This window comes from Bacillus sp. FSL W7-1346, assembly GCF_038593335.1.
GTDB classification, from domain to species: domain Bacteria; phylum Bacillota; class Bacilli; order Bacillales; family Bacillaceae; genus Bacillus; species Bacillus altitudinis.
This window is the reverse complement of sequence record NZ_CP151988.1, coordinates 2,251,194-2,273,283: the sequence shown is the minus strand read 5'-3', so window position 1 is coordinate 2,273,283 and position 22,090 is coordinate 2,251,194. Positions and strand designations below refer to the sequence as shown.

General features: G+C 40.7%; 25 protein-coding genes. 18 read left to right on the top strand and 7 right to left on the bottom strand.

Annotation, left to right across the window (positions count from 1 at the left end; all coding sequences use genetic code 11):
- Positions 1-19 precede the first annotated feature (19 nt).
- Both NST09_RS11720 and NST09_RS11715 read left to right on the top strand, forming a co-directional pair.
- The gene (locus NST09_RS11720; RefSeq protein WP_024718822.1) at positions 20-1,339 is read left to right on the top strand and encodes a DEAD/DEAH box helicase; all 1,320 of its coding nucleotides are present in this window, start codon (positions 20-22) and stop codon (positions 1,337-1,339) included.
- Between the two features lie 9 nt (positions 1,340-1,348).
- Positions 1,349-2,242, top strand: coding sequence for a deoxyribonuclease IV (locus NST09_RS11715; protein WP_017358005.1), 894 nt, complete (start codon positions 1,349-1,351; stop codon positions 2,240-2,242).
- A 49-nt stretch (positions 2,243-2,291) separates the two neighbouring features.
- Here NST09_RS11715 and NST09_RS11710 read toward each other — a convergent pair whose 3' ends face one another.
- Positions 2,292-2,546 (bottom strand): DUF2624 domain-containing protein, encoded by a 255-nt coding sequence (locus NST09_RS11710; protein ID WP_024718823.1) that lies wholly within the window; start codon positions 2,544-2,546, stop codon positions 2,292-2,294.
- Positions 2,547-2,686: 140 nt separating this feature from the next.
- Here NST09_RS11710 and NST09_RS11705 point away from each other — a divergent pair, with 140 nt between their 5' ends.
- The 5 genes from NST09_RS11705 to NST09_RS11685 all read left to right on the top strand — a co-directional run bounded on the left by NST09_RS11705 (position 2,687) and on the right by NST09_RS11685 (position 6,806).
- The gene (locus NST09_RS11705) at positions 2,687-3,568 is read left to right on the top strand and encodes a YitT family protein (protein WP_017367617.1); all 882 of its coding nucleotides are present in this window, start codon (positions 2,687-2,689) and stop codon (positions 3,566-3,568) included.
- A gap of 136 nt (positions 3,569-3,704) precedes the next feature.
- On the top strand, positions 3,705-4,481 hold the full coding sequence (locus tag NST09_RS11700; protein ID WP_008342368.1) for an ABC transporter ATP-binding protein: 777 nt from the start codon (positions 3,705-3,707) through the stop codon (positions 4,479-4,481).
- Positions 4,481-5,341 carry a metal ABC transporter permease gene (locus tag NST09_RS11695; RefSeq protein ID WP_007501274.1) on the top strand — a complete coding sequence of 287 codons (861 nt, stop codon included), beginning with the start codon at positions 4,481-4,483 and terminating at the stop codon, positions 5,339-5,341. The genes NST09_RS11700 and NST09_RS11695 overlap by 1 nt, the downstream gene beginning before the upstream one ends.
- Positions 5,319-5,747 (top strand): Fur family transcriptional regulator, encoded by a 429-nt coding sequence (locus tag NST09_RS11690; RefSeq protein ID WP_003217433.1) that lies wholly within the window; start codon positions 5,319-5,321, stop codon positions 5,745-5,747. The genes NST09_RS11695 and NST09_RS11690 overlap by 23 nt, the downstream gene beginning before the upstream one ends.
- A 141-nt stretch (positions 5,748-5,888) precedes the next feature.
- Positions 5,889-6,806, top strand: coding sequence for an ROK family protein (locus NST09_RS11685; RefSeq protein ID WP_342493022.1), 918 nt, complete (start codon positions 5,889-5,891; stop codon positions 6,804-6,806).
- A 227-nt stretch (positions 6,807-7,033) separates the two neighbouring features.
- Here NST09_RS11685 and NST09_RS11680 read toward each other — a convergent pair whose 3' ends face one another.
- Complete coding sequence (locus tag NST09_RS11680) at positions 7,034-7,612, bottom strand: hypothetical protein (protein ID WP_342493021.1); 579 nt, start codon at positions 7,610-7,612, stop codon at positions 7,034-7,036.
- Between the two features lie 139 nt (positions 7,613-7,751).
- Here NST09_RS11680 and NST09_RS11675 point away from each other — a divergent pair, with 139 nt between their 5' ends.
- Complete coding sequence (locus NST09_RS11675) at positions 7,752-8,114, top strand: DUF308 domain-containing protein (protein WP_008342359.1); 363 nt, start codon at positions 7,752-7,754, stop codon at positions 8,112-8,114.
- Positions 8,115-8,162: 48 nt separating this feature from the next.
- On the opposite strand, the gene ispG is transcribed toward NST09_RS11675, so the two are convergent.
- Together ispG and NST09_RS11665 are read right to left on the bottom strand one after the other, a co-directional pair.
- Complete coding sequence (gene ispG, locus NST09_RS11670) at positions 8,163-9,278, bottom strand: flavodoxin-dependent (E)-4-hydroxy-3-methylbut-2-enyl-diphosphate synthase (protein WP_008342357.1); 1,116 nt, start codon at positions 9,276-9,278, stop codon at positions 8,163-8,165.
- A gap of 106 nt (positions 9,279-9,384) precedes the next feature.
- Positions 9,385-9,687 carry a hypothetical protein gene (locus tag NST09_RS11665; protein WP_007501268.1) on the bottom strand — a complete coding sequence of 101 codons (303 nt, stop codon included), beginning with the start codon at positions 9,685-9,687 and terminating at the stop codon, positions 9,385-9,387.
- 186 nt (positions 9,688-9,873) lie between these two features.
- Here NST09_RS11665 and NST09_RS11660 point away from each other — a divergent pair, with 186 nt between their 5' ends.
- Positions 9,874-10,419: a GNAT family protein gene (locus NST09_RS11660; RefSeq protein ID WP_156060768.1), complete on the top strand. Its 546-nt coding sequence runs from the start codon at positions 9,874-9,876 to the stop codon at positions 10,417-10,419.
- A 39-nt stretch (positions 10,420-10,458) separates the two neighbouring features.
- Here NST09_RS11660 and NST09_RS11655 read toward each other — a convergent pair whose 3' ends face one another.
- Positions 10,459-11,211: a DUF1189 domain-containing protein gene (locus tag NST09_RS11655; RefSeq protein ID WP_007501266.1), complete on the bottom strand. Its 753-nt coding sequence runs from the start codon at positions 11,209-11,211 to the stop codon at positions 10,459-10,461.
- A gap of 143 nt (positions 11,212-11,354) precedes the next feature.
- On the opposite strand from NST09_RS11655, the gene NST09_RS11650 reads away from it, so the two are divergent.
- The 9 genes from NST09_RS11650 to pstB (NST09_RS11610) all read left to right on the top strand — a co-directional run bounded on the left by NST09_RS11650 (position 11,355) and on the right by pstB (NST09_RS11610) (position 20,956).
- Complete coding sequence (locus NST09_RS11650; protein ID WP_342493020.1) at positions 11,355-11,840, top strand: DUF456 domain-containing protein; 486 nt, start codon at positions 11,355-11,357, stop codon at positions 11,838-11,840.
- A gap of 183 nt (positions 11,841-12,023) precedes the next feature.
- Positions 12,024-12,632 carry a superoxide dismutase SodA gene (gene sodA, locus NST09_RS11645; RefSeq protein WP_007501264.1) on the top strand — a complete coding sequence of 203 codons (609 nt, stop codon included), beginning with the start codon at positions 12,024-12,026 and terminating at the stop codon, positions 12,630-12,632.
- 123 nt (positions 12,633-12,755) lie between these two features.
- Complete coding sequence (locus tag NST09_RS11640) at positions 12,756-14,042, top strand: MFS transporter (protein WP_008342348.1); 1,287 nt, start codon at positions 12,756-12,758, stop codon at positions 14,040-14,042.
- A 122-nt stretch (positions 14,043-14,164) separates the two neighbouring features.
- Positions 14,165-16,300, top strand: a complete 2,136-nt coding sequence (locus tag NST09_RS11635) for a penicillin-binding protein 2 (RefSeq protein ID WP_039964027.1) — start codon at positions 14,165-14,167, stop codon at positions 16,298-16,300.
- A gap of 214 nt (positions 16,301-16,514) precedes the next feature.
- A complete protein-coding gene (locus NST09_RS11630; protein ID WP_342493019.1) occupies positions 16,515-17,432 on the top strand; it encodes a phosphate ABC transporter substrate-binding protein in 918 nt (305 codons plus the stop codon).
- A gap of 79 nt (positions 17,433-17,511) precedes the next feature.
- Positions 17,512-18,438 carry a phosphate ABC transporter permease subunit PstC gene (gene pstC / locus NST09_RS11625; protein WP_017357999.1) on the top strand — a complete coding sequence of 309 codons (927 nt, stop codon included), beginning with the start codon at positions 17,512-17,514 and terminating at the stop codon, positions 18,436-18,438.
- Complete coding sequence (pstA, locus tag NST09_RS11620) at positions 18,438-19,322, top strand: phosphate ABC transporter permease PstA (protein ID WP_007501259.1); 885 nt, start codon at positions 18,438-18,440, stop codon at positions 19,320-19,322. The genes pstC and pstA overlap by 1 nt, the downstream gene beginning before the upstream one ends.
- Positions 19,323-19,354: 32 nt before the next feature.
- Positions 19,355-20,158 (top strand): phosphate ABC transporter ATP-binding protein PstB, encoded by an 804-nt coding sequence (pstB, locus tag NST09_RS11615; protein ID WP_008342339.1) that lies wholly within the window; start codon positions 19,355-19,357, stop codon positions 20,156-20,158.
- A 15-nt stretch (positions 20,159-20,173) separates the two neighbouring features.
- Positions 20,174-20,956, top strand: coding sequence for a phosphate ABC transporter ATP-binding protein PstB (pstB, locus tag NST09_RS11610; protein ID WP_017367606.1), 783 nt, complete (start codon positions 20,174-20,176; stop codon positions 20,954-20,956).
- 44 nt (positions 20,957-21,000) lie between these two features.
- Here pstB (NST09_RS11610) and NST09_RS11605 read toward each other — a convergent pair whose 3' ends face one another.
- A complete protein-coding gene (locus NST09_RS11605) occupies positions 21,001-21,501 on the bottom strand; it encodes an endolytic transglycosylase MltG (protein ID WP_008342335.1) in 501 nt (166 codons plus the stop codon).
- The gene (locus NST09_RS11600; RefSeq protein WP_003217285.1) at positions 21,498-21,845 is read right to left on the bottom strand and encodes a hypothetical protein; all 348 of its coding nucleotides are present in this window, start codon (positions 21,843-21,845) and stop codon (positions 21,498-21,500) included. Before NST09_RS11600 ends, NST09_RS11605 begins: the two co-directional genes overlap by 4 nt.
- Positions 21,846-22,090 lie beyond the last annotated feature (245 nt).

The window sequence follows — 22,090 nt, the reverse complement described above, 5'->3', positions numbered from 1 at the left end:
TGCCTTAAGGAGTGAAAACATGAAAGAAACGAAATTTACGACATATGAATTAAAGTCTTTTATTATAGATGCTATTCATGAACTGGGCTTTTATGAGCCGACTGATATTCAAAAAAGAATTATCCCTGCTGTTTTAAAAGGTGAAAGCGTGATTGGACAGTCACAAACAGGGACAGGGAAAACCCATGCGTATTTATTGCCGCTTATTCATTCAATTGATCCAAGCAAAGAGCAAGTACAAGTGGTCATTACTGCACCAACACGAGAATTAGCGAATCAAATTTTTAAAGAAGCACAAACGATCTTAAAAAATACGCCTCCAGAAGAAGAAATCAAGGCAAAGCTTTACATTGGCGGAACGGACAAGCAGAAATCCATTCAAAAGCTAAAGAATCAGCCGCACTTAGTGGTCGGCACTCCTGGACGTATTGCTGATCTTATTCATGAGCAAGCGCTGAATGTGTACAAAGCAACATCTCTTGTCATTGATGAAGCAGACCTTATGCTAGATATGGGCTTTTTAGAAGATGTGGATCGTATTGGTTCACAAATGCCAGAACAGTTGCAAATGCTCGTGTTCTCAGCAACTATTCCAGAAAAATTAAAACCTTTCCTCAAAAAATATATGGATAATCCGAAATATGCACATGTTGAACCGAAACGAATTACGGCTGAAAACATTCAGCATATTTTAGTTCCATCTAAACAACGTGATAAATTAAAATTACTTCATGAAATGGTGACGAATGTACAGCCTTATTTAGGGATCATCTTTGCCAATACAAAATCAACTGTTGATGAAATTGCCTCATTCCTACAGGAAAAAGGAATGAAAATTGGGGTACTTCATGGCGGTTTAACGCCTCGTGAACGTAAAAAAGTGATGAAACAAATTGAAGATTTGGAGTTCACATATATTGTGGCATCTGATCTTGCTGCCCGCGGGATTGATATTAAGGGCGTCAGCCACGTGATTAACTATGAGCTCCCATCCGATCTTGATTTTTATGTTCACCGTGTGGGAAGAACGGCTCGCGCTGGTTCATCTGGCATTGCAATGACCATTTATGATCTCGCTGATGAGGATGCACTCGTTCAAATTGAAAAAATGGGTGTTGTGTTTGAAAACAAAACAATTGTTCATGGCGAATGGCGAGATGCAGATGATCGTTTGAAGCGTCAAAGACGTAAAAAAGCACCAAATGAAATTGAAGAAAAAGCAAAACGTCTTGTCAGAAAACCGAAAGCCGTCAAACCTGGATATAAAAAGAAAATGACACGTGAGATGGATAAAATCAAAAGACAAGAACGTAGAAAGTCAAAGCGTAACGGAAAGTAGGGGGACACATTGTTGAAGATTGGATCACATGTATCCATGAGCGGAAAACATATGCTACTTGCAGCGAGTGAGGAAGCTGCCTCTTATGGTTCAAATACTTTTATGATTTATACAGGTGCACCGCAAAATACGCGCCGCAAAAAAATTGAAGATCTCAATATTGAAGCTGGACAAGCGCATATGAAAGAGCATGGTATGACAGATATCGTCGTTCATGCACCGTATATTATCAATATTGGGAACACAGTGAATCCAGCGACATTTGAGCTTGGAGTGGACTTCCTTCGCTCTGAGATAGAGCGTACAGAAGCGCTAGGTGCAAGACAAATTGTTCTTCATCCGGGTGCGCATGTTGGAGCAGGTGCAGATGCTGGAATTCAAAAAATCATTGAAGGTCTCAATGAAGTCATTGTGAAGGGGCAGGAGGTTCAAATTGCGCTGGAAACAATGGCAGGAAAAGGATCAGAGTGCGGAAGAAGCTTTGAAGAGCTTGCCCAAATTATTGACGGTGTGACACATAACGAAGCACTTTCTGTTTGCTTTGATACGTGTCACACGCACGATGCAGGTTATCCCATTGTGAGTGATTTTGATGGAGTATTAGAAGAATTTGATCGAATTGTCGGGATCGACCGAATCAAAGTTCTTCATATTAATGACAGTAAAAATGTACAAGGCGCAAGAAAAGACCGACATGAAAATATCGGTTTTGGAGAAATTGGTTTTGATGCCCTGAGCTATATCGTTCATCATCCACAGCTTCAAGATGTGCCGAAGATTCTAGAAACGCCTTATGTAGGTGAAGATAAAAAGAACAAGAAACCACCTTACAAATTCGAAATTGCGATGCTGAAAGAAAAGCAATTTGATGAAGGTTTACTAGATAAGATTACGGGTCAATAAAAAGTGCATGCAATGTGATGAGGTGCCGCTAAATGCGGCCCTTTTTTGCCTAATTTGTGAATTGATTAAACAGATCATTGACGGTCTGTGCTGTCTGTTTAGACGTAATCGCTTCCACTTGCTTAAGCAGCCGGTTGCGCTCTGCATCATTAAAAATATTGATGTTTTTCCCATTCATGAGTTTGGCGACCTCAGCAGCCTGATTGGATGTTAAGCTGACCCCATACTGTTTCGCATACTTTAACAAGTCATTTGCTGTGATCTGATTCAGACGCTGCAACACAATTTTTTGAATTAAAATCAATTCCATTCCTCCCCTCTGTATCAATGTATGGGCGAAAACGGAAAATGTGCAAAAAATTTTATTTTACTCTGTGAAATGATAAAATAGTAAAGTGAATAAAATGTTCATTGAAAACTAAACATGTGTAGAAGGGAGAACGTATGGCAAATAGTAAACAGCATAAAAAGGAATCAGTGCCTCATTTTATTTTGAGAATTTTTCTGATTCTAGTAGGAGCTGCATGTGCAGCAGTCAGCATTGAATTATTTTTAGTGCCAAACAATATTATTGATGGAGGCATCATCGGTATTTCGCTTATTTTGGATTATCTTTTTACGGATAACCCATTCATTAATTTCGCGACGATTGTTGTCATTTTAAATATTCCATTTATGATATCAGGATACAAACATATTGGGAAAACCTTTTTGGTTTCCACTGTGATTGGGATTGTCAGCTTGGCCGTGATTGAATCTTCACTTCATCATGTAGAGGCATTTACGACGCAGCCGATTTTAGCTACTGTATTTGGGGGGCTGTTACTCGGGTTTGGCGTTGGGCTTGTGATACGGAATGGAGGCTCAATGGACGGAACGGAAATCTTAGGAATTCTTCTGACGAAAAAAATTCCTTTCTCCGTCGGTGAGTTTGTCATGATCGTCAATGTGTTCATTTTTATTTGGGCGGGCTTTGTCTTCGGACCGGAGCAAGCTATGTATTCTGTCATGACATATTATTTGGCAATGAAAACAATTGATGCTGTCATTCAAGGACTAGATGAAACAAAAGCTGTCATTATCGTTTCGGATTATTATGATGAAATTTCAGATGCGATCCTTCATCGTCTCGGAAGGGGAACCACCAAACTTAGAGGAAAAGGCGGTTATACTGATGAAGAAAAAGATGTCATTTACGCCGTCGTGACAAGACTTGAAATTACGAAACTGAAATCTATCGTGTTTGAAATTGATGGTCAAGCCTTTATTACGATTATGGATACGCATGAAACAAAAGGCGGTAAATTCAAAACAGCCATTCATTAGCTTTTATTTTACTTTTTTATCTTTCTTTTATATAATGAAATGTATGTATGGACAAAGAAAATGGCTTTTGCCATTTTCTTTTTGTTGTATAAATCGTAATCATTCTTTTTATATTGGATTAAAGGTGGAAAGATTTATGGCAAAGCCAATTATTGAAATGAAGGACATTTCGTATTCATATGGACAGCGAAATGTCATCGATCACATTCATTTAACGGTAGAGGAAGGAAACTTTCTAGCACTTGTTGGACCGAATGGATCTGGTAAAACAACCTTATTAAAATGCCTGCTTGGCTTGATTAAACCCCAGCAGGGAGAATTGAAGCTCTTTGGCACACCTGCTCAAAAATTTAAAGACTGGGATCAAATTGGATTTGTTTCTCAAAAGGCGAATAGCTTTAATACAGGTTTTCCTGCTTCTGTATACGAGGTCGTGGCAAGTGGTTTAACGGCGAAGATTGGTTTATTCAAACGCATGAGTAAGCAGGATAAGCTTCAAGTAGATGAGGCCATCCGCTCAGTTGGCATACAGGACTTAAAACACCAAAACATTGGTGAGCTTTCAGGCGGGCAGCAGCAGCGTACATTTATTGCCCGTGCACTCGTCAGTCAGCCGAAGCTGCTTATTTTAGATGAGCCGACTGTGGGTGTAGACCAAAGAACAGTAGAAGGCTTTTATCAGCTGTTAGAAACATTGAACAAAGAAAAAGGAATGTCTTTAATTCTCGTTACACATGATGTAGGAACCGTTTCTGACAAAGTCACGCATGTGGCTTGTTTAAATCAGACACTTCATTTTCATGGAGATGCGGAAACGTTTGATTCGATGGATGATCAGGCGCTTTCTCAGTTTTACGGGCATGACATTCAAGTGATTCATCACGATCATCACCATCATGGGGGACATGAATAATGCTATTTCCATTTTTTCATTATGAATTTTTACAAAATGCGTTTATCGCAGGGATGCTGATCGGCTTTATTGCGCCCTTACTTGGTGTATTTATTGTCGTGAGAAGGCTCTCTCTCATCGCAGATGCGCTTAGTCACGTGTCACTTGCTGGGATAGCGGCAAGTTTATTCCTTGATAAAAAGTTTGGACTTTTGACAGGGGTTAGCCCGCTTTACTTAGGAATGGCTTTTTCTGTGGCTGGCTCATTGTTTATTGAACGTCTGCGCTCTGTGTATAAACATTATCAGGAGCTGGCGATTCCCATTATTTTATCGGGTGGTATTGGGATCTCTGTTATTTTCATTTCACTTGCAAATGGTTTTAATACAGATTTGTTCAGTTATTTGTTCGGAAGTGTCAGTGCGGTTTCAAGGCTCGATCTTTGGATTATTGTTGGGATCTCACTTGTTGTTGTATTAGTGGTTGTGCTCTTGTATAAAGAATTGTTTTTGCTTTCTTTTGATGAAGAACATGCGAAGGCTTCTGGTATTTCAGCGAAGTGGATTCATTTTATTTTTATTTTAGTTGTTGCACTTGTCATCGCAGCATCGATGCGTATTGTCGGTACACTCCTAGTGTCGGCACTCATGACACTGCCTGTTGCGGCAAGTATTCGGATTGCCAAAGGGTTTAAACAGGCGATTTTCCTTTCCATCTTATTTGGGGAATTGTCTGTCATGGTCGGCTTGATTTTAAGTTATTATCTTGATTTAGCGCCGGGTGGAACCATTGTGATGCTGTCTATTTTGATTTTAATCGGGTGTATTAGTATTGGGAAATTCAGAAGGGGGAATCATCATGAACGTACAAGAAGCGCTTGATTTATTAAAGGAAAAAGGCTATAAATATACAAGCAAACGTGAAGATATGCTTCAATTGTTTTCTGATTCTGATAAATACTTGACCGCTAAAAATGTATTAACAGCTTTAAGTGAAGATTACCCAGGGCTTAGTTTTGATACGATTTATCGAAACCTGTCTTTATATGAAGATCTTGGGATATTAGAGACAACGGAATTATCAGGGGAGAAACTGTTCCGTTTTAAATGTTCGTTTTCCCATCATCATCATCACTTTATTTGTTTGACGTGCGGTAAAACAAAGGAAATCGACGCTTGCCCTATGGACAAGCTTGATGCTGATCTAGAGGATTATCACATTAGCGGACATAAATTTGAGATTTACGGAACGTGTCCTTCTTGCGAACCGAAGGAAGTTCATTCATGAAAGAAGCCAGCCGATGGGCTGGCTTTTTGTTTTGTCATGTTGAAAACGTTTTACAAAGGATAACTGTTTCATTAAAATGAGAACAACAGATCATCTATAGAAGCAGATTTGAGTCTTTAGAAATAGGGGGAGGGGTCAAAAGTGGCGTATTATATCGTATTCGATGTAGGCGGGACAAAAACAAAGCATGGGGTCATGGATCGACATGGTGAGCTGATCACGAGCGGCGACTACGAAACAAACTGCCGGCAGCTTGAGCCGTTTTTAGAGGACATGGAGAACGTGGTGAAAGAGTATCAAAGGACTTGGGATATCAAAGGGATTGCGATGAGTCTTCCGGGTTTTGTTGACAGTCAAACGGGTTATACGGAATTTGCAGGAGCGATTATTGCTTTAAATGGCCAAAATGTCAAAACGCTTTTGGAAGAAAAAACATCACTTCGTGTAGAAGTAGAAAATGATGCGAACTGTGCAGCTCTGGCTGAAAAATTTAGTGGTCATGCGAAAGAGTGTGACAGCTTTATATGTATGACGCTTGGGACTGGTGTCGGCGGCGGTATTTTTGCTGGTGGCGAGCTTGTGCGCGGTGCCTCTTTTCGCGGCGGTGAATTTGGCATGATGCTGACAGAAACAGAAAACGGTCAGTTTACGACACTCAACAGCAGTGCTTCGACAGCTGGATTGATACGAAGCTACAAAGAGCAGCAGGGACTTCCACAAAGTCAGCAAATAGACGGTCAAGAGATCTTTGAAAAAGCCAAGCATGATCCGGCCATTGAGAAGATGATCGATCAGTGGTACAAGCGAATCGCAATTGGCATTTACAATGTGGCAACAGTTCTCAATCCAGAGAAAATTCTCATTGGCGGGGGCGTGAGTGCAAGGCCCGATTTGATTCCAAACATTGAGAAACATTTACATACTTTGCATGCATGGAAAAACATACAGGTGACACTGGAAACGTGCTATTACTTCAATCAGGCAGGTATGATGGGTGCACTTTATCATTTTTTAATAAAAGAAGGACATCATCGTACAATCAAAAAGCCGATACATTAAACGTATCGGCTTCAGCGTGTAGACAAACCCTCGCATTCTTTGTCAGTCCTGCGTTCCGGTGCTCACGAATGTCAAATTCGCTCCGCTCCAGTACTCGTCCTTCCTAGGGCTGCAAAGGTTTTCTATCACGCTGAAACGAAGACAAAGGGCTAAAATAAAGTTCATTTTAGCCCTTTGTCAACAATCTGAAGCCGATACATTAAAAACGTATCGGCTTTTGATCTGTTTTAGTAAGCAGTTTGCAGACGCTTTTCATACTGTTTGATCCAATGGGATGCTTCTTGCCAGTTATTCACGCGAATGATCCGTTCATCAATTGGCATTTGATTATACGGTGAGTTAAACAGAATCACTGGAATGTCAGCTTCTTTTGCAATCATTGTGGCATTGCCATGGTGATCTTCAAAAAACACATCGATCTTATGTTTTTGAACAGCTTCCACCTTATGATGTCCGCCAACAAGCTCGATATCGTCATAATAGACATGATTCTCCTCAAACCATTTGTAGGTGATGTCTGAGTGATGCTGCCTTCTGGCTGTGATATAAATCAATTGATGATGATGTTTCATTTGATTGAGGATTTCTTTTGCACCCTCGGCAGGCTTTGCCTGTTTATAAATAAGAGGCTCATACTCATTCATCCAGCCCCAAAATTCTTCATTTGAAATCTTTAAAAGCTTCGTCAAATCATATTCCGTCATATCATCTAGTGTGATGTCACATTGAAACGACTCATTTAAGTAGGGGACAAAGGTGTCCTGCGCCGTGACTGTGCCATCGATATCAATTCCTAAACGTAACATGCCCACACTCCTCATATTTATCCTCTTAAAGTGTAACATAATCAATTCACAATTCCAGCAAGTTTTAGCAAACATGAAACAGACATTTTTGCTCATACTAAAAAAGCTCCTTTCTATTAACCAAAAGGGGGAATTGATCATGGAAAGAGACGAAGATTTCAGAAGAAATGATCGTGAAATCGACACACACTTTAGTAATGATGATGGCTATTTAGAGGAAACAGCTGCTGAAATAGCAGAGCCATATCAAGCATCAAGAGATCGTGAAGACAGAAGAGAACGTGACCATGTAGGTGACGATTCAGGCAGTAAGGGGATAGGCTATACAGCACTCGCGATTGCGATTATCTCATTATTTGTCTTGCCGGTGCTATTAGGGGTAGCGGCAATTGTCGTTGGTTATATTGCAAGAAGAAAAGGAGCACATGCGCTTGGCGCGTGGTCAATCGGGATCGGAATCGTTTCCGTCATCCTCGGCATCTTTATCACCCCGTTCTTTTAACAGGACAGGAACAGAAAAACGCCTGACAGTGATGTCAGGCGTTCTTTGTTATGCGTTCGCTTGTTTTGCTTTTTCAGCTTCCATTTTTGCATAATGTTCTTCAGCGATTTTATCGATTTCTTTTTTCAGTTCTTCGACCATTGTTTCTTCTGGCACTTTCCGAACGATTTCACCTTTGCGGAATAAAAGGCCTTCACCTCTAGCGCCAGCGATGCCGATATCAGCTTCACGCGCTTCACCCGGACCGTTTACAGCACATCCGAGAACAGCTACTTTGATCGGTGCTTTAATTTTAGAAATATATTCTTCGACTTCATTTGCAATGCTAATGAGGTCAATTTCAATTCGTCCACAAGTTGGACAAGAGATGAGTGTTGCTGCATTTGATGCAAGGCCAAATGATTTTAATAATTCACGTGCCACTTTGACTTCTTCGACCGGGTCAGCACTTAATGAAATACGGAGTGTGTTACCAATCCCCATATTCAAGATTGCGCCAAGACCAGCTGCACTTTTGACCGTACCTGCAAATAACGTACCTGATTCTGTAATCCCAAGATGAAGAGGATAATCAAAGGCTTTTGCTGCTTTTTCGTATGCCTCAATCGCAAGGTTTACATCAGATGCTTTCATACTGACAATGATGTCATGAAAATCTAGGTCTTCTAAAATTTTAATGTGATGCAGTGCACTTTCAACCATACCATCTGCTGTTGGATAGCCGTATTTATCAAGAATCTTTTTCTCGAGTGAACCGGCGTTTACCCCAATACGAATTGGAATGCCTTTTTCTTTTGCCGCTTTCACAACAGCTTCGACTTTTTCTCGTCTTCCGATGTTTCCTGGGTTGATACGAATTTTGTCTGCACCTGCTTCAATCGCTTTCAGTGCAAGCTTGTAGTCAAAATGAATGTCGACAACAAGGGGAATGTTGATTTGTTTTTTAATGTCCGCAATCGCATTTGCTGCACGCTCATCTGGGCATGCGACACGCACGATTTGACAGCCAGCTTCTTCTAAACGTTTAATTTCAGCTACTGTCGCTTCGACATCATGTGTTTTGGTTGTCGCCATACTTTGAATGACGACTTCATTGTTTCCACCTATAGTTAAAGGTCCCACTTTGACGGGACGCGTTTTTGTACGATGTGTGACTTCACTCACTTGTCAATCGCTCCTTAGTGTACATGCAATTCGTTTGCAGTGTACGACGTGTTTTACATCTCATATTGTAACAGTCTCTTTATATGAATGACAAGGAATTAACGTTTTATCTCTTATAGACCGGAAACTTGTATGTGCTGCCTGCCCGAATTTCGTTCGCTTTGACGCCTTGATTCAGTGCTTCAAAGTCTTCGATCACTTCATCTAATGGCTTACTTGTATGTACGATAGAGACGACGGTTTGACCTTGTTTAACAGTGACAGTTTTATATGCCTGTTTTTCAGCTGTTTGAAAGGCGCTGGCGGGAACAGCAGGGCCTTCCTGAACGGGGATCGTTCCATTTTTCAAATCAAAAAAGATAATAAAGAGGACAAACAAACTGACTAGTAAAAAAATAATTCGCCGCATTTTACTCACCGCTTTTAAGAGTTTACTTCAGTGTATGTTTGTCCCTGAGTTGATAGAACCAAAAAGAGTGAAAAAGCTAGGGAAGGGCGGTTCTAGTGAGTTCTAGTATGACTTGTAATCGGAAAAATCTTTGATAAGCCGAAGCGCTTTCTTTATTATGATAAAATAAAAAAAGGGGGAGAGTATATGAAGAAAATCAGTCAGAATATATATGTAAGAACACTAACAGAAAGTGATGCAGAAGCTCTATTAACACTTGAACGAGAGAATCGCACCTATTTTCAGCAATTTACACCTTTGGTTCAGGATGATTTTTTTACTGTACCTCGTCAAAAGGAACGGATTAACCGTAGTATGCAAAGGCGTGCAAAAGATGAAGCCTATATGCACGGTATTTTCTTAAATGAAACAGATGCATTAATTGGAACGATCTCACTCCATTCTGTTGAAAGAGGACCGATTCAAGGGGCTTTGCTTGGATATGTACTTGATGAAAAGCAAGGCGGGAAGGGGTATATGACAGAGGCGATTCGTTTGATTATCGATTATGCCTTTTATGAACTGTACCTTCACCGTATTGAAGCTGGCGTAAAACCATCTAACATTGGTTCCATTCGTGTGCTTGAGAAGACAGGGTTTGAAAATGAGGGACTTCATCGTAAAAAAGTAAAGATCAATGATAAGTGGGAGGATCACTATATGTTTGCGATCATCCATCCAGATGAGTCATAGGGTCAAAACAAATAAAAAAGCTCCCCAAAATGAGGGAGCTTATTTTTTTGCAGGTATTTCTTTAACGACAAGATATAAGAAAATAAAGTTAATCACCCAATTTAATAAAAATGAGTTCGCAACCGGCGTGTTTAATGCACTCATGATGGCGAAAAAGACGGTTGTTAATGTGAGTGAATAGGCAGAGAGCTTCCAAAGCATTTGAAAGGACAGCTCTTTTTGCTGCATTCGTTTAATAAATGTGCCAAGCATGGCTAGGAATGTTGCGCTGATGAACATGAGAGCAGCAGTAGATAGGTACAGCAGGACACAAATGACAGGGATAATGATCGCTTGATTCTGGTTTGTGACGCTGGCAAGTTCATCTTTTGTGAGTGTTCCGCCAAGCAGCTGGTATGGAATATCTGTCATTTGTCCATCAATGGCAATCACTGCTTTTTCTTTTAATAACGCAATGGCTGTTTGTTTTGATTCAAGCTCACTTGATTTTATTTTTTCAGCGGGATCAAAGATAATCGTGATGCCGTTTTCTTCTTTTTCGATCGGCGTGCTTTGGTCCGCTTGAAGCGTTCCTTTTTCAATGGAAAAGTCGGGTAAATCTTTTTTAATCACATGCTGAAATCCTGACATCGCATTTGAAATCTCTTGGCTCATATGATAGCCCTGGGGGACAGCTGCGATGATCGAAAGGATAAAGATGAATAAAATGGCCTTTCCAATCCCAGTAAAACGTGCTCTGGCAATATCTTTTGGTGAATAAATTCCTTTTAACAATAAACTAAATACGTTCAACCGATTCACTTCCTACATTCTTTTCTATTTCTCACATTGTATCAATGTCTATCCATCCAGTACAAGTACGGCCTTCATTACTGGTTAAGATAGAAGGAATGAGGCATAATGTATACAGCATATAAAAAGGAGGCGGCAGCGGATTGGACGTGCTGTATTGGATTTTGATCGGCTGTGCATTTATCATTGCGTTTGTGGGACTTGTCTATCCAATCATTCCTAGTGTGGTTTTCATGGTTCTTGGGTTTATTTTATATGGGCTCTTTTTTAGCTTTGAGAAATTGACGCTCACCTTTTGGCTCATTCAAGCCATGTTTACAGCTGTGTTATTTGCCGCGGATTATGTCTCCAATCTGATTGGGGTGAAACGCTTTGGCGGCAGCCGGGCGGCCATTTGGGGAAGTACCATTGGGCTTTTAGCCGGTCCTTTTGTGATTCCGATTGCTGGAATTATCATTGGTCCATTTATCGGCAGTGTCATCGCAGAGCTGCTCGTTCATCAAAAAGATCTGAAGACAAGTGTGAAAGTGGGGCTTGGCTCATTAATTGGTTTTGTGTCAGGCGTATTTGTAAAAGGGTTGATTCAAGCACTGATGCTGGGAATCTTTTTGTTTTATGTGCTTCGCTAAATGGAAAATCGGTGTTTAACACTCTTTCTGAAGGGTTAAATACAAAATAAACACTGAAATGTTTCAGATCATGAGCAATAACGTTGAAACAAGCCGTTTCTTTTGATACTCTTTGATTAGGGTGAATTGCTTGCTTACTAAGGAAGCATTTCAGTACATACATTTCTAAGGAGGAATTTAACCATGGCTTTTAAACTTCCAGAATTACCATATGCTTACGATGCATTAGAACCACATATCGACAAGGAAACAATGACGATTCACCACACAAAACACCACAACACTTATGTAACAAACTTAAACAAAGCAATCGAAGGTGTATCAGCTCTTGAAGATCAATCAATTGAAGAGCTAGTGGCTAACTTGAACTCTGTGCCTGAAAACATTCGTACAGCTGTACGTAACAATGGCGGAGGACATGCGAACCACTCATTATTCTGGACGCTTCTTTCACCAAACGGTGGCGGCGCACCAACTGGTGAACTTGCAGATGCGATCGAAAAAGAATTAGGCGGATTTGAAAAATTCAAATCTGATTTCGCTGCAGCAGCTGCAGGACGCTTTGGTTCTGGTTGGGCATGGCTTGTTGTGAACAATGGCAAACTTGAAATTACAAGCACACCAAACCAAGATTCTCCTTTAACTGAAGGAAAAACACCAATTCTAGGACTAGACGTTTGGGAGCATGCTTACTACCTAAACTACCAAAACCGTCGTCCTGATTACATTTCAGCATTCTGGAATGTTGTGAACTGGGATGAAGTGGCTCGCCTTTACAGCGAAGCTAAATAAATGATTTGATTTGAAAAGACCTGCTTCTCTCTGAGAGCGGGTCTTTTTATATTTTCCCTCCTTTTTTTACATATCTGCCTTTTGATGAGACAGACTATTGTGTAGAAAAGGAGAATGAATGATATGAGCAGATTAAAGAAAATGTTCGGGGACATGGATGTCACAAGAGATTTATTGCTCCTCCTCACGATTGGCGGATTATACGCACTTGCGATTGCGCTTTCGAATACGTTTGTGAACGTGTATTTATGGAAACAGTCTGGGCGATTTACAGACCTTGCGATTTATAACTTGGCAATTGTTGTCCTTCAGCCCATTACCTTTTTATTTGCTGGACGGCTCGCTAAAAAAATAGATCGTGCATTTGTCCTTCGTTTCGGTGTCATCTTCTTAGCCGCTTTTTACTTAATTGTTCTCATGGCAGGAGAGCAAGCGGCAGCTCGGCTCGTGTTATTAGGCAGTGTGCTTGGAATCGGCTATGGTTTTTACTGGCTTGCCTTTAACGTGCTTACTTTTGAGATTACTGAACCTGAAACAAGGGATTTCTTTAATGGATTTTTAGGAGTGCTTACCTCTACAGCTGGTATGATTGGGCCGCTCATTGCAGGAATTGTGATTTCTCAATTAACGGATGATACAGGCTATACAGTGATTTTCACTTTATCGCTTTTTTTGTTTTCACTAGCGGTGGTGATGAGTTTTTTCCTCAAGAGGAGACAATCTAAAGGAAAATTTATCATTAAGCAAATTTGGAAAGAGCGCCATGCGGACGAGAATTGGCGTAAGATCACAACTGCTCACTTTTTTCAGGGGCTCCGTGAAGGCGTGTTTGTCTTTTTAATCAGTGTCTTTGTGTTTATTGCAACAAACAGTGAGCTTGCTTTAGGCACATTTGGTCTAGTCAATTCAGGTGTTGCCTTTTTTGCCTATTTTTTTGCTACCCGTTTGATTAAGAAAAAATGGCGTAAAAAAGCGATTATGTTTGGCGGGCTTATTTTATACGGCGCTTTATTTTTAATCGTCTTTCACTTGTCCTATGTATCACTGCTTATGTACGCAGTAGCCATTGCGATCGGCTACCCGCTTCTGCTAGTTCCGTATGTCTCTTTAACTTACGATGTCATCGGTCATGCCAGATATGCAAGAAAAGCCCGAATTGAATATATTGTCGTCAGAGAACTATTTTTAAATGCAGGGCGTATTTGTTCGATTGTCTTTTTTCTTTTATCTGTTACCTTACTGGGCGATCGGCTTGGGATTCCTGCTTCACTTGTCGTACTGGGAGCGGGGCACACCCTTATTTATTATTTTGTAAAGGACATTCATTTAAAAGAGAAAACAGCTGATATAGAAGAGGCTGACGGTCAAAAGCCTGTTTCTCAAACGAACCTTATGAAGGGAGAAAGGTAAAATTTCTTACCAATGGAACATCAAATTTCTAGATAAATGATAGAAAAACCGCTAAAATGATGATGGCACCTTTTATACACAAAAAGGGGTGCCATTTCTTTCTTGATAGAAAAGGTGATGTGATGAGAAACAAGAAAAACAAAAAAGACGCAAAGGAAGGGCGCAAAACACTTCCGATCCGGCTGAATTTATTATTTTTAGCTGCGTTCATTATTTTTACCGGTGTTGTGGTCAGACTCGGTTTTGTGCAGATTGTGAATGGAGAAGATTATAAAAAGCAGGCAGAAAAACAAGAAGACGTGAATGTCAGCTCGTCTGCTCCGCGAGGAAAAATTTATGATCGAAACTATAACACGATTGTCAGCAATAAAGCGCTAAATGCCATTACATATACGAGAACCTCGACGACTTCACAAGAAGAGCGGCTCAAAGTGGCAACAAAATTAGCGGATATGATTCACGTAAGTACGAAGAAAATCACAGATCGTGATAAAAAAGATTTCTGGATCTTAACCCATCCGAATGAAGCGAAAAAGCTTGTTCAAAAAGAAGCCGATTTAAAGGGTGACGATAAGGTCTCTGATGATAAACTATACGAGCTCCAGCTGAAACGCATCACAGACAAGGAATTAAATCAACTGACGAAAAAAGATTTGCAAGTGCTTGCGATTAAAAGACAAATGGATGCAGGCTATGCACTTACGCCTCAATTCATTAAAAATGAAGATGTAAAACCAAGTGAAATTGCTTACGTCTCTGAGCATTTGGACGAGCTGCCAGGTGTAGATGTCACAACAGACTGGTCACGCAGCTATCCTTATAAAGGACTTCTCCGCAGTATGCTCGGCAGTGTGTCTTCAAGTGATGAAGGTCTTCCGTCGTCACTGCTTGAACATTATCTATCACTCGGCTACAGCCGAAATGATCGTGTAGGAAAAAGCTATCTTGAATATCAATATGAAGATGTCCTGCAAGGTCAAAAAGAAAAAGAACAAAGTACAACAGATAAAGAAGGCAATGTCACAAGCTCTAAAGTGTTAACAGAAGGAAAGAGCGGGAAAGACCTTGTGCTGACGATTGATATTCAGCTGCAAAAAGCGGTGGAAAAAATCATCGAAAAGAACTTGAAAAGTGCGAAGCAAAGAGGCGGAACAGAACTTCTTGATCGTGCGTTTGTTGTCATGATGGACCCGAGAAATGGGGAAGTACTCTCGATTGCGGGTAAACAGATTACCAATAAGAATGGGTCATACAAATTTGATGACTATGCACTAGGAACGATGACATCATCATATGCGATGGGATCAGCAGTAAAAGGGGCAACTGTGCTCACAGGTTATAAAACAGGCGTCCTTCATATTGGAAGCACCCAATACGATGAACCGCTCTATATCGCTCAGTCACCGCCGAAAAAATCCTATCAAAATATGGGACTCATTAATGATTTAACCGCACTAGAGCGTTCATCAAACGTGTATATGTTTAAAACAGCGATTGCAATTGGGAAAGGGGAATATCGTAAGAATCAGCCGCTCCCAATTGATACAAAGGCGTTTGATACGTTCCGTTACAATTTTAGTAAATTTGGTCTTGGAGTAGAGACAGGTATTGACCTGCCAAACGAAGCAACTGGCTATCGTGGAACATCTACACAATCTGGTCTGTTACTTGACTATGCGATTGGACAATATGACACGTTTACACCGCTGCAAATGGCGCAATACGTTTCAACGATTGCCAATGGCGGCTATCGTTTACGTCCTCAGCTCGTAAAAGAAGTGAGAGAGCCAGATCCGCAAAGAGGCATTGGGGCTGTAACGGAGTCCGTCAAGCCGGATGTACTGAATAAGCTCGATATGACAAGTGATGAGATCAAACGCGTACAGCAAGGATTCAAGCTTGTGATGCAGAACCCAAGAGGGACAGCATATTCGAACTTTGGCAACAAAAAATACAATCCAGCTGGCAAAACAGGGACCGCTCAATCATTCTATGACGGCCCGATTAAAAGCAAACGCGGCACACCAACATATAACACAACACTTGTTGCGTATGCGCCTGCTGATAATCCAGAAGTAGCGATTTCAGTTGTCGTGCCTTGGGTGTATCAAGATTACAACCAGCGCTATCCGATTACAAATGATATTGGTGAACAAGTATTAGACAAGTACTTTGAACTGAAATCGAAACAGGAAAGCAATGATACACAAGCGAAGAACAAAAACAAAATTGAAAATGAAGCAGAAACAAATAACTAGACCTATTCTAGGTAAAAACGCTCACTTTTTGTGGGCGTTTTTTTATATTTTCTTCAAACTTTTCGATTTAAATTGACAAAAATCATAAAAAACCCCGCAATTTCTCTACAAATCTTCGACATTTACAAAACCTTAACATTCCATTTAAACGAAATTAATAAAGAACCTTTAATGTATTACTCGTAGGACAAATTATTCAGGGGGTATTCTTGAAATGAAAAAGAACAAATTATGGCTGCTTACTTTCCTTACTATCGCATTGTTAGCATTCGTCACAGCATGCGGAAACAGCAGCTCAAGCGGAGATTCAAAAGACAGTAAAGGAAATGCTTCAAACAAAGATGAGGCATCAGGTTCCATTACCATCTCAGGATCATCTGCGATGCAGCCTTTAGTTCTTGCGGCAGCAGAAAAATTCATGGATAAACATCCAAAAGCCGATATTCAAGTACAAGCCGGCGGTTCAGGAACAGGACTTTCTCAAGTATCAGAAGGATCTGTACAAATTGGGAACTCAGATGTATTCGCAGAAGAGAAAGACGGAATCGACGCAAAAGCTTTAAAAGACCACAAAGTAGCAGTTGTTGGAATGGCCGCAGCTGTTAACCCTGAAGTTGGTGTCAAAGACATCACAAAGGACGAATTGAAAAAAATCTTCACTGGTAAAATCAAAAACTGGAAAGAGCTTGGCGGGAAAGACCAAAAAATCACACTTGTGAACAGACCAGACTCATCAGGAACTCGTGCAACATTTGTGAAATATGCACTTGACGGCGCGACACCTGCAGAAGGAATCACAGAGGATTCTTCAAACACAGTGAAAAAGTTGATTGCAGAAACACCAGGTGCGATTGGGTACCTAGCATTCTCTTATTTAACAGATGACAAAATTACACCGCTTAGCATTGATGGTGTGAAACCAGAAGAAAGCAATGTAGAAAGCGGTAAATATACAATTTGGGCATACGAGCACTCTTATACAAAAGGTGAGCCAGACGGTTTAGCAAAACAATTTTTAGATTACTTGATGAGTGACGAAGTACAAAAACAAATCGTGAAAGACCAAGGCTACATCTCAGTCTCTAATATGAAAGTAGAAAGAGACGCAACAGGCAAACAAACAGATAAGTAAAAGGTCTTGAATTGATGATGAAGGAAAAGTGGAGCTTTTCACTTTTCCTTTTATGACATTCATAGGAGTGTAGAAAAAGATGAAACAGATAGAACATACAGAAGCGAGCGATCGACTGATCAGCTCGAAAAAAAATAGGCAAATGGATGAAGTAAGAGGAAGTATTTTGGTGAAATTTTGCGCATTCTTAATGATTGCTGTATCAATTGCCATCACAATCTTCCTTGGCATTAAGGGTTTACAATCTTTCATCGTAAATGGTGTAAGCCCAATTGAGTTCTTAACCAGTATCAATTGGAACCCTACAGCAGAAAATCCGCAATACGGCGCATTTCCGTTTATCTTTGGTTCAATCGCTGTCACGCTTCTATCAGCACTTATAGCAGCACCGCTAGGCATCGCAGGAGCGATCTTCATGACAGAAATTGCACCTGCATGGGGACGGAAAATTCTCCAGCCAGTGATTGAACTGCTTGTAGGGATTCCATCCGTTGTTTACGGATTCATAGGTCTTACAGTATTGGTGCCGTTTATTGGACACTTTAAGTCAAGCGGTTCAGGGCACAGTGTTTTAGCAGGAACGATTGTCCTTTCTATTATGATTCTGCCAACTGTTACATCCATTGCAACTGACGCAATGGCTTCACTTCCAAAAAGTTTACGTGAGGGATCGTATGCATTAGGCGCAACAAGATGGCAAACGATCAGACGTGTTCTTGTACCTGCAGCGCTTCCGACATTAATGACAGCAGTCGTGCTTGGAATGGCAAGAGCATTTGGAGAAGCCCTTGCCGTTCAGATGGTCATTGGAAACACGCGTAATCTACCAGAAAGTATTATGGACACAGCTGGTACATTAACAACCATTATTACGTTAAACATGGGACATACAACGTATGGAAGTGTTGAAAACAATACACTTTGGTCAATGGGACTTGTCCTTCTAGTTGTATCATTTATGTTCATACTCATTATCAGATACTTGTCATCTAGGAGGAAGATTTAATGAATAGCAAAATGACCGATCGTTTTGCCACAATCGTTTTTGGATTATGTGCCGCCATTATCACGGCGATACTTGTTGGCTTGTTTTCTTATATCATCTTCAACGGTGCCAAAGAATTAAATTTTGACTTTTTGACTACCCGCTCAAGTGCGATTGGTTCTGGTGGCGGTATTAGGGATCAGCTGTTTAACTCGTTTTACATTCTATTTATTACGATGCTGTTTACCGTGCCTCTTGGCGTGGGCGGCGGGGTGTACATGGCAGAATATGCACCTCAAAACAAAGTGACTGATTTTATTCGTACATGTATTGAAGTGTTATCGTCTCTGCCATCGATCGTCATCGGTATGTTTGGTTTGCTGATGTTTGTTAATTTAACAGGATGGGGCTATACGATCATCGGAGGAGCCCTTGCGCTGACTGTCTTTAACCTGCCAGTGATGGTCAGGGTGACTGAAGATGCACTTCGATCTGTACCGAAGGATCAAAAGGAAGCATCGCTTGCGCTCGGTGTGACAAAGTGGCATACAGTGAAGACGGTTCTGATCCCAGGTGCGATTCCATCCATTATTACCGGAGCGATTTTAGCATCGGGAAGAGTTTTCGGTGAGGCGGCTGCTCTTCTTTTCACAGCAGGTCTTTCAACACCGCGTCTTGATTTTACAAACTGGAGTCCTTTCTCCGATACGTCACCACTGAATATTTTTAGACCGGCAGAAACATTAGCCGTTCATATATGGAACGTCAATACACAGGGAATTATTCCAGATGCAGAGGCCATTGCAAATGGTGCATCAGCCGTACTTGTGCTCTCTGTATTAGTATTCAACTTAGCAGCTAGATGGCTTGGTTCATTTATTCATAAGAAGCTTACGTCAAAATAAATAGTGAGAGGTGTGAAGGGGATATGGTTCAAATGCTAGCAGAAAAAAAAGAGATTGCAGCAAAAAAGGCTCCACTTCAAGCGGAACAGATTCTACAGGTGCAGGATTTAAGTATTTATTATGGTGAAAAAAGAGCAGTCAATCAAATTTCATTTGAAATTGAAAAAAATGCAATCACTGCATTAATCGGCCCATCAGGGTGCGGAAAATCGACTTTTTTACGCAGCATTAACCGCATGAACGACCTAATTCCAGGTGCACGAAGTGAAGGGGCGATCATGTACGAAGGGCTAAATATTTTGGATGACCGTATTAATGTGGTGAATTTAAGAAGGGAAATCGGGATGGTCTTCCAAAAGCCAAATCCATTTCCTAAATCCATCTATAATAACATTACGCATGCACTAAAATATGCGGGTGAAAAAAGGAAATCAGTGCTTGATGATGCGGTAGAAGAAAGCTTAACAAAGGCAGCGCTATGGGATGAGGTCAAGGATCGCTTGCACCGCTCTGCCTTATCATTATCAGGCGGCCAGCAGCAGCGCCTCTGTATTGCACGTACCCTTGCGATGAAACCTAGCGTGCTTTTATTAGATGAACCGGCTTCTGCCTTAGACCCGATCTCAAATGCAAAAATCGAAGAATTATTATCGGAATTGAAACATGATTATTCGATTGTCATTGTCACACACAATATGCAGCAAGCGTTACGTGTATCTGATCATACAGCCTTTTTCCTGAACGGTGATCTAGTGGAATACGATGCGACTGAACGTATCTTTACACGTCCTGCGCAGCAAAAAACAGAAGACTATATTAATGGTCGATTCGGATAAGGCGGGTGGATTTTGATGAATGCAGTAGCAACTGAAACAGCCAAAAAAGAAGTGTTTCGTGTGAATGATATGAACCTTTGGTACGGACAGCATCACGCACTGAAGCATATTGATTTAGACATTAAAGAGCATGAGGTCACAGCGATTATCGGTCCGTCCGGCTGCGGAAAGTCAACTTTTATAAAGACCTTAAATCTCATGGTCAAAACAGTGCCAGGTGTGAAAATCACCGGGGATATGATGTATAACGGTGACAATATTTTAAAAGGCCGTGTCGATCTAGTGGAACTGCGTAAAAACGTCGGGATGGTCTTTCAAAAAGGAAACCCATTCCCTCAATCTATCTTTGATAATGTCGTCTACGGGCCAAGAATTCACGGGGTGAAGAGCAAGCAGCAATTGAAAGAAATCGCTGAAAAAGCGCTTCGTGATGTTGCCCTTTGGGATGAAGTGAAAGATCGATTAAGTGCGCCTGCATTAGGTCTTTCCGGCGGTCAGCAGCAGCGTCTTTGTATCGCAAGAGCCATTGCCACAAGCCCGGATATTCTATTAATGGATGAACCAACATCTGCGCTTGACCCTGTTTCAACATTAAAGATTGAAGAATTGATCATGAAACTGAAAGAGAAATATACGATTGCCATTGTGACGCATAATATGCAGCAAGCGGCAAGGGTATCAGACCGAACAGCGTTCTTCTTGATGGGCGAGCTTGTTGAGGTCAATGATACGAATGTGATGTTCTCAGAGCCAAATGATCAAAGAACAAATGATTATATATCAGGACGATTTGGATAATCAAAAACCCCCTGGAGGTCAATGCCGCCAGGGGGTTTTTGATGTTATTTTGTTAAGGCTTTGACGATTTGTTTGAATGTCATACCTGTTTTTAAATTGAATTTGCCGGCACGAATTTCTTTATGGTAGCCTGCGTCTATCACGTAATCATTAAAATCTTTAGACGAGTTGATGATTCCGTCCTTTTCAAGCATGTCTGAAACATCACTTGTGCTCATACCGTTTTTAATCACGAATTTAACCGTTTTGCCTTTTGGCTTGTCCGTTGTTTGTTTATCGTTCTGAGAATCGCCGTCTTCATTTGCTTTCAGCGCTTTTTCTTTATAATCAAGAAGTTGTTGATATGTTTCACGGCTGACGGAGACTTCTTTTTTAGAGTCTAAGTAATTTTTCACGTCAGTGTCTGTCACTTTCGCTGCGAGGGTTTCTTTTGTTGTAGAATCAGCTGCCGCTTCATCTTTTCCAGTAAGGAAAAAGACGATCGCCAGAACACCAGTTGCAAGAATCATACCTGCTGCAAACGTTTGGATGCTTTTTTTCGTCATACAAGCACCCTCTCGTTGTCTTTAATGATCATGTTCACATCTTCTACAGATACATGCTCAGCGCGCGCAATCGCCTCAGGAGACATGCCATTTTGATGCTTTGAAATGATTTGTCTTGCAATAGATGGATCAATTTCTGAATGCTTGCGGACAACGATGTTTGTTTCAAGCAATTCTTCTTCAAGAACCTTCATTTTCTTTTTCAGTTTATAGATTTCTTGCATTGCAGATAGTTGAAGTGTTTCAAGTTCCTGTTCGACTTCTTTAATCGGCTCTCTTTGAAAATATGAGAATGCAATCAGTACAATACTGACAACAAGCAATCCGATAATTGCAATTTCCATGTTTCATCACCTTTTATTCATATTTTAATGCTGAAAGCCAAAAAAGGCTCTCATGATTGTTTCAGACAGTTTTCGACCCTTCTTTTTTATACCATAAAAAAGCTAGTTTCAAAAGGAATTGCTGAAAAAATCACCTTTTTTTCATCATTTTTCTTTTTATAGGGAAACCAAGTATGAAAACCTTGCCCGCTGTTAAAATAAAAGAAGACGGATCAGATGAAAAAAAGCTGTGGAACAAAGAGGGG

Bases quoted from the DNA above. Each gene is read 5' to 3' on its own strand.
- NST09_RS11720 (WP_024718822.1), top strand. From the start codon at position 20: ATGAAAGAAACGAAATTTACGACATATGAATTAAAGTCTTTTATTATA.
- NST09_RS11705 (WP_017367617.1), top strand. From the start codon at position 2,687: ATGGCAAATAGTAAACAGCATAAAAAGGAATCAGTGCCTCATTTTATT.
- NST09_RS11700 (WP_008342368.1), top strand. From the start codon at position 3,705: ATGGCAAAGCCAATTATTGAAATGAAGGACATTTCGTATTCATATGGA.
- NST09_RS11695 (WP_007501274.1), top strand. From the start codon at position 4,481: ATGCTATTTCCATTTTTTCATTATGAATTTTTACAAAATGCGTTTATC.
- NST09_RS11690 (WP_003217433.1), top strand. From the start codon at position 5,319: ATGAACGTACAAGAAGCGCTTGATTTATTAAAGGAAAAAGGCTATAAA.
- NST09_RS11680 (WP_342493021.1), bottom strand. From the start codon at position 7,612: ATGTTACGTTTAGGAATTGATATCGATGGCACAGTCACGGCGCAGGAC.
- NST09_RS11675 (WP_008342359.1), top strand. From the start codon at position 7,752: ATGGAAAGAGACGAAGATTTCAGAAGAAATGATCGTGAAATCGACACA.
- NST09_RS11665 (WP_007501268.1), bottom strand. From the start codon at position 9,687: ATGCGGCGAATTATTTTTTTACTAGTCAGTTTGTTTGTCCTCTTTATT.
- NST09_RS11660 (WP_156060768.1), top strand. From the start codon at position 9,874: ATGAAGAAAATCAGTCAGAATATATATGTAAGAACACTAACAGAAAGT.
- sodA (WP_007501264.1), top strand. From the start codon at position 12,024: ATGGCTTTTAAACTTCCAGAATTACCATATGCTTACGATGCATTAGAA.
- NST09_RS11640 (WP_008342348.1), top strand. From the start codon at position 12,756: ATGAGCAGATTAAAGAAAATGTTCGGGGACATGGATGTCACAAGAGAT.
- NST09_RS11635 (WP_039964027.1), top strand. From the start codon at position 14,165: ATGAGAAACAAGAAAAACAAAAAAGACGCAAAGGAAGGGCGCAAAACA.
- NST09_RS11630 (WP_342493019.1), top strand. From the start codon at position 16,515: ATGAAAAAGAACAAATTATGGCTGCTTACTTTCCTTACTATCGCATTG.
- pstC (WP_017357999.1), top strand. From the start codon at position 17,512: ATGAAACAGATAGAACATACAGAAGCGAGCGATCGACTGATCAGCTCG.
- pstA (WP_007501259.1), top strand. From the start codon at position 18,438: ATGAATAGCAAAATGACCGATCGTTTTGCCACAATCGTTTTTGGATTA.
- pstB (WP_008342339.1), top strand. From the start codon at position 19,355: ATGCTAGCAGAAAAAAAAGAGATTGCAGCAAAAAAGGCTCCACTTCAA.
- pstB (WP_017367606.1), top strand. From the start codon at position 20,174: ATGAATGCAGTAGCAACTGAAACAGCCAAAAAAGAAGTGTTTCGTGTG.
- NST09_RS11605 (WP_008342335.1), bottom strand. From the start codon at position 21,501: ATGACGAAAAAAAGCATCCAAACGTTTGCAGCAGGTATGATTCTTGCA.
- NST09_RS11600 (WP_003217285.1), bottom strand. From the start codon at position 21,845: ATGGAAATTGCAATTATCGGATTGCTTGTTGTCAGTATTGTACTGATT.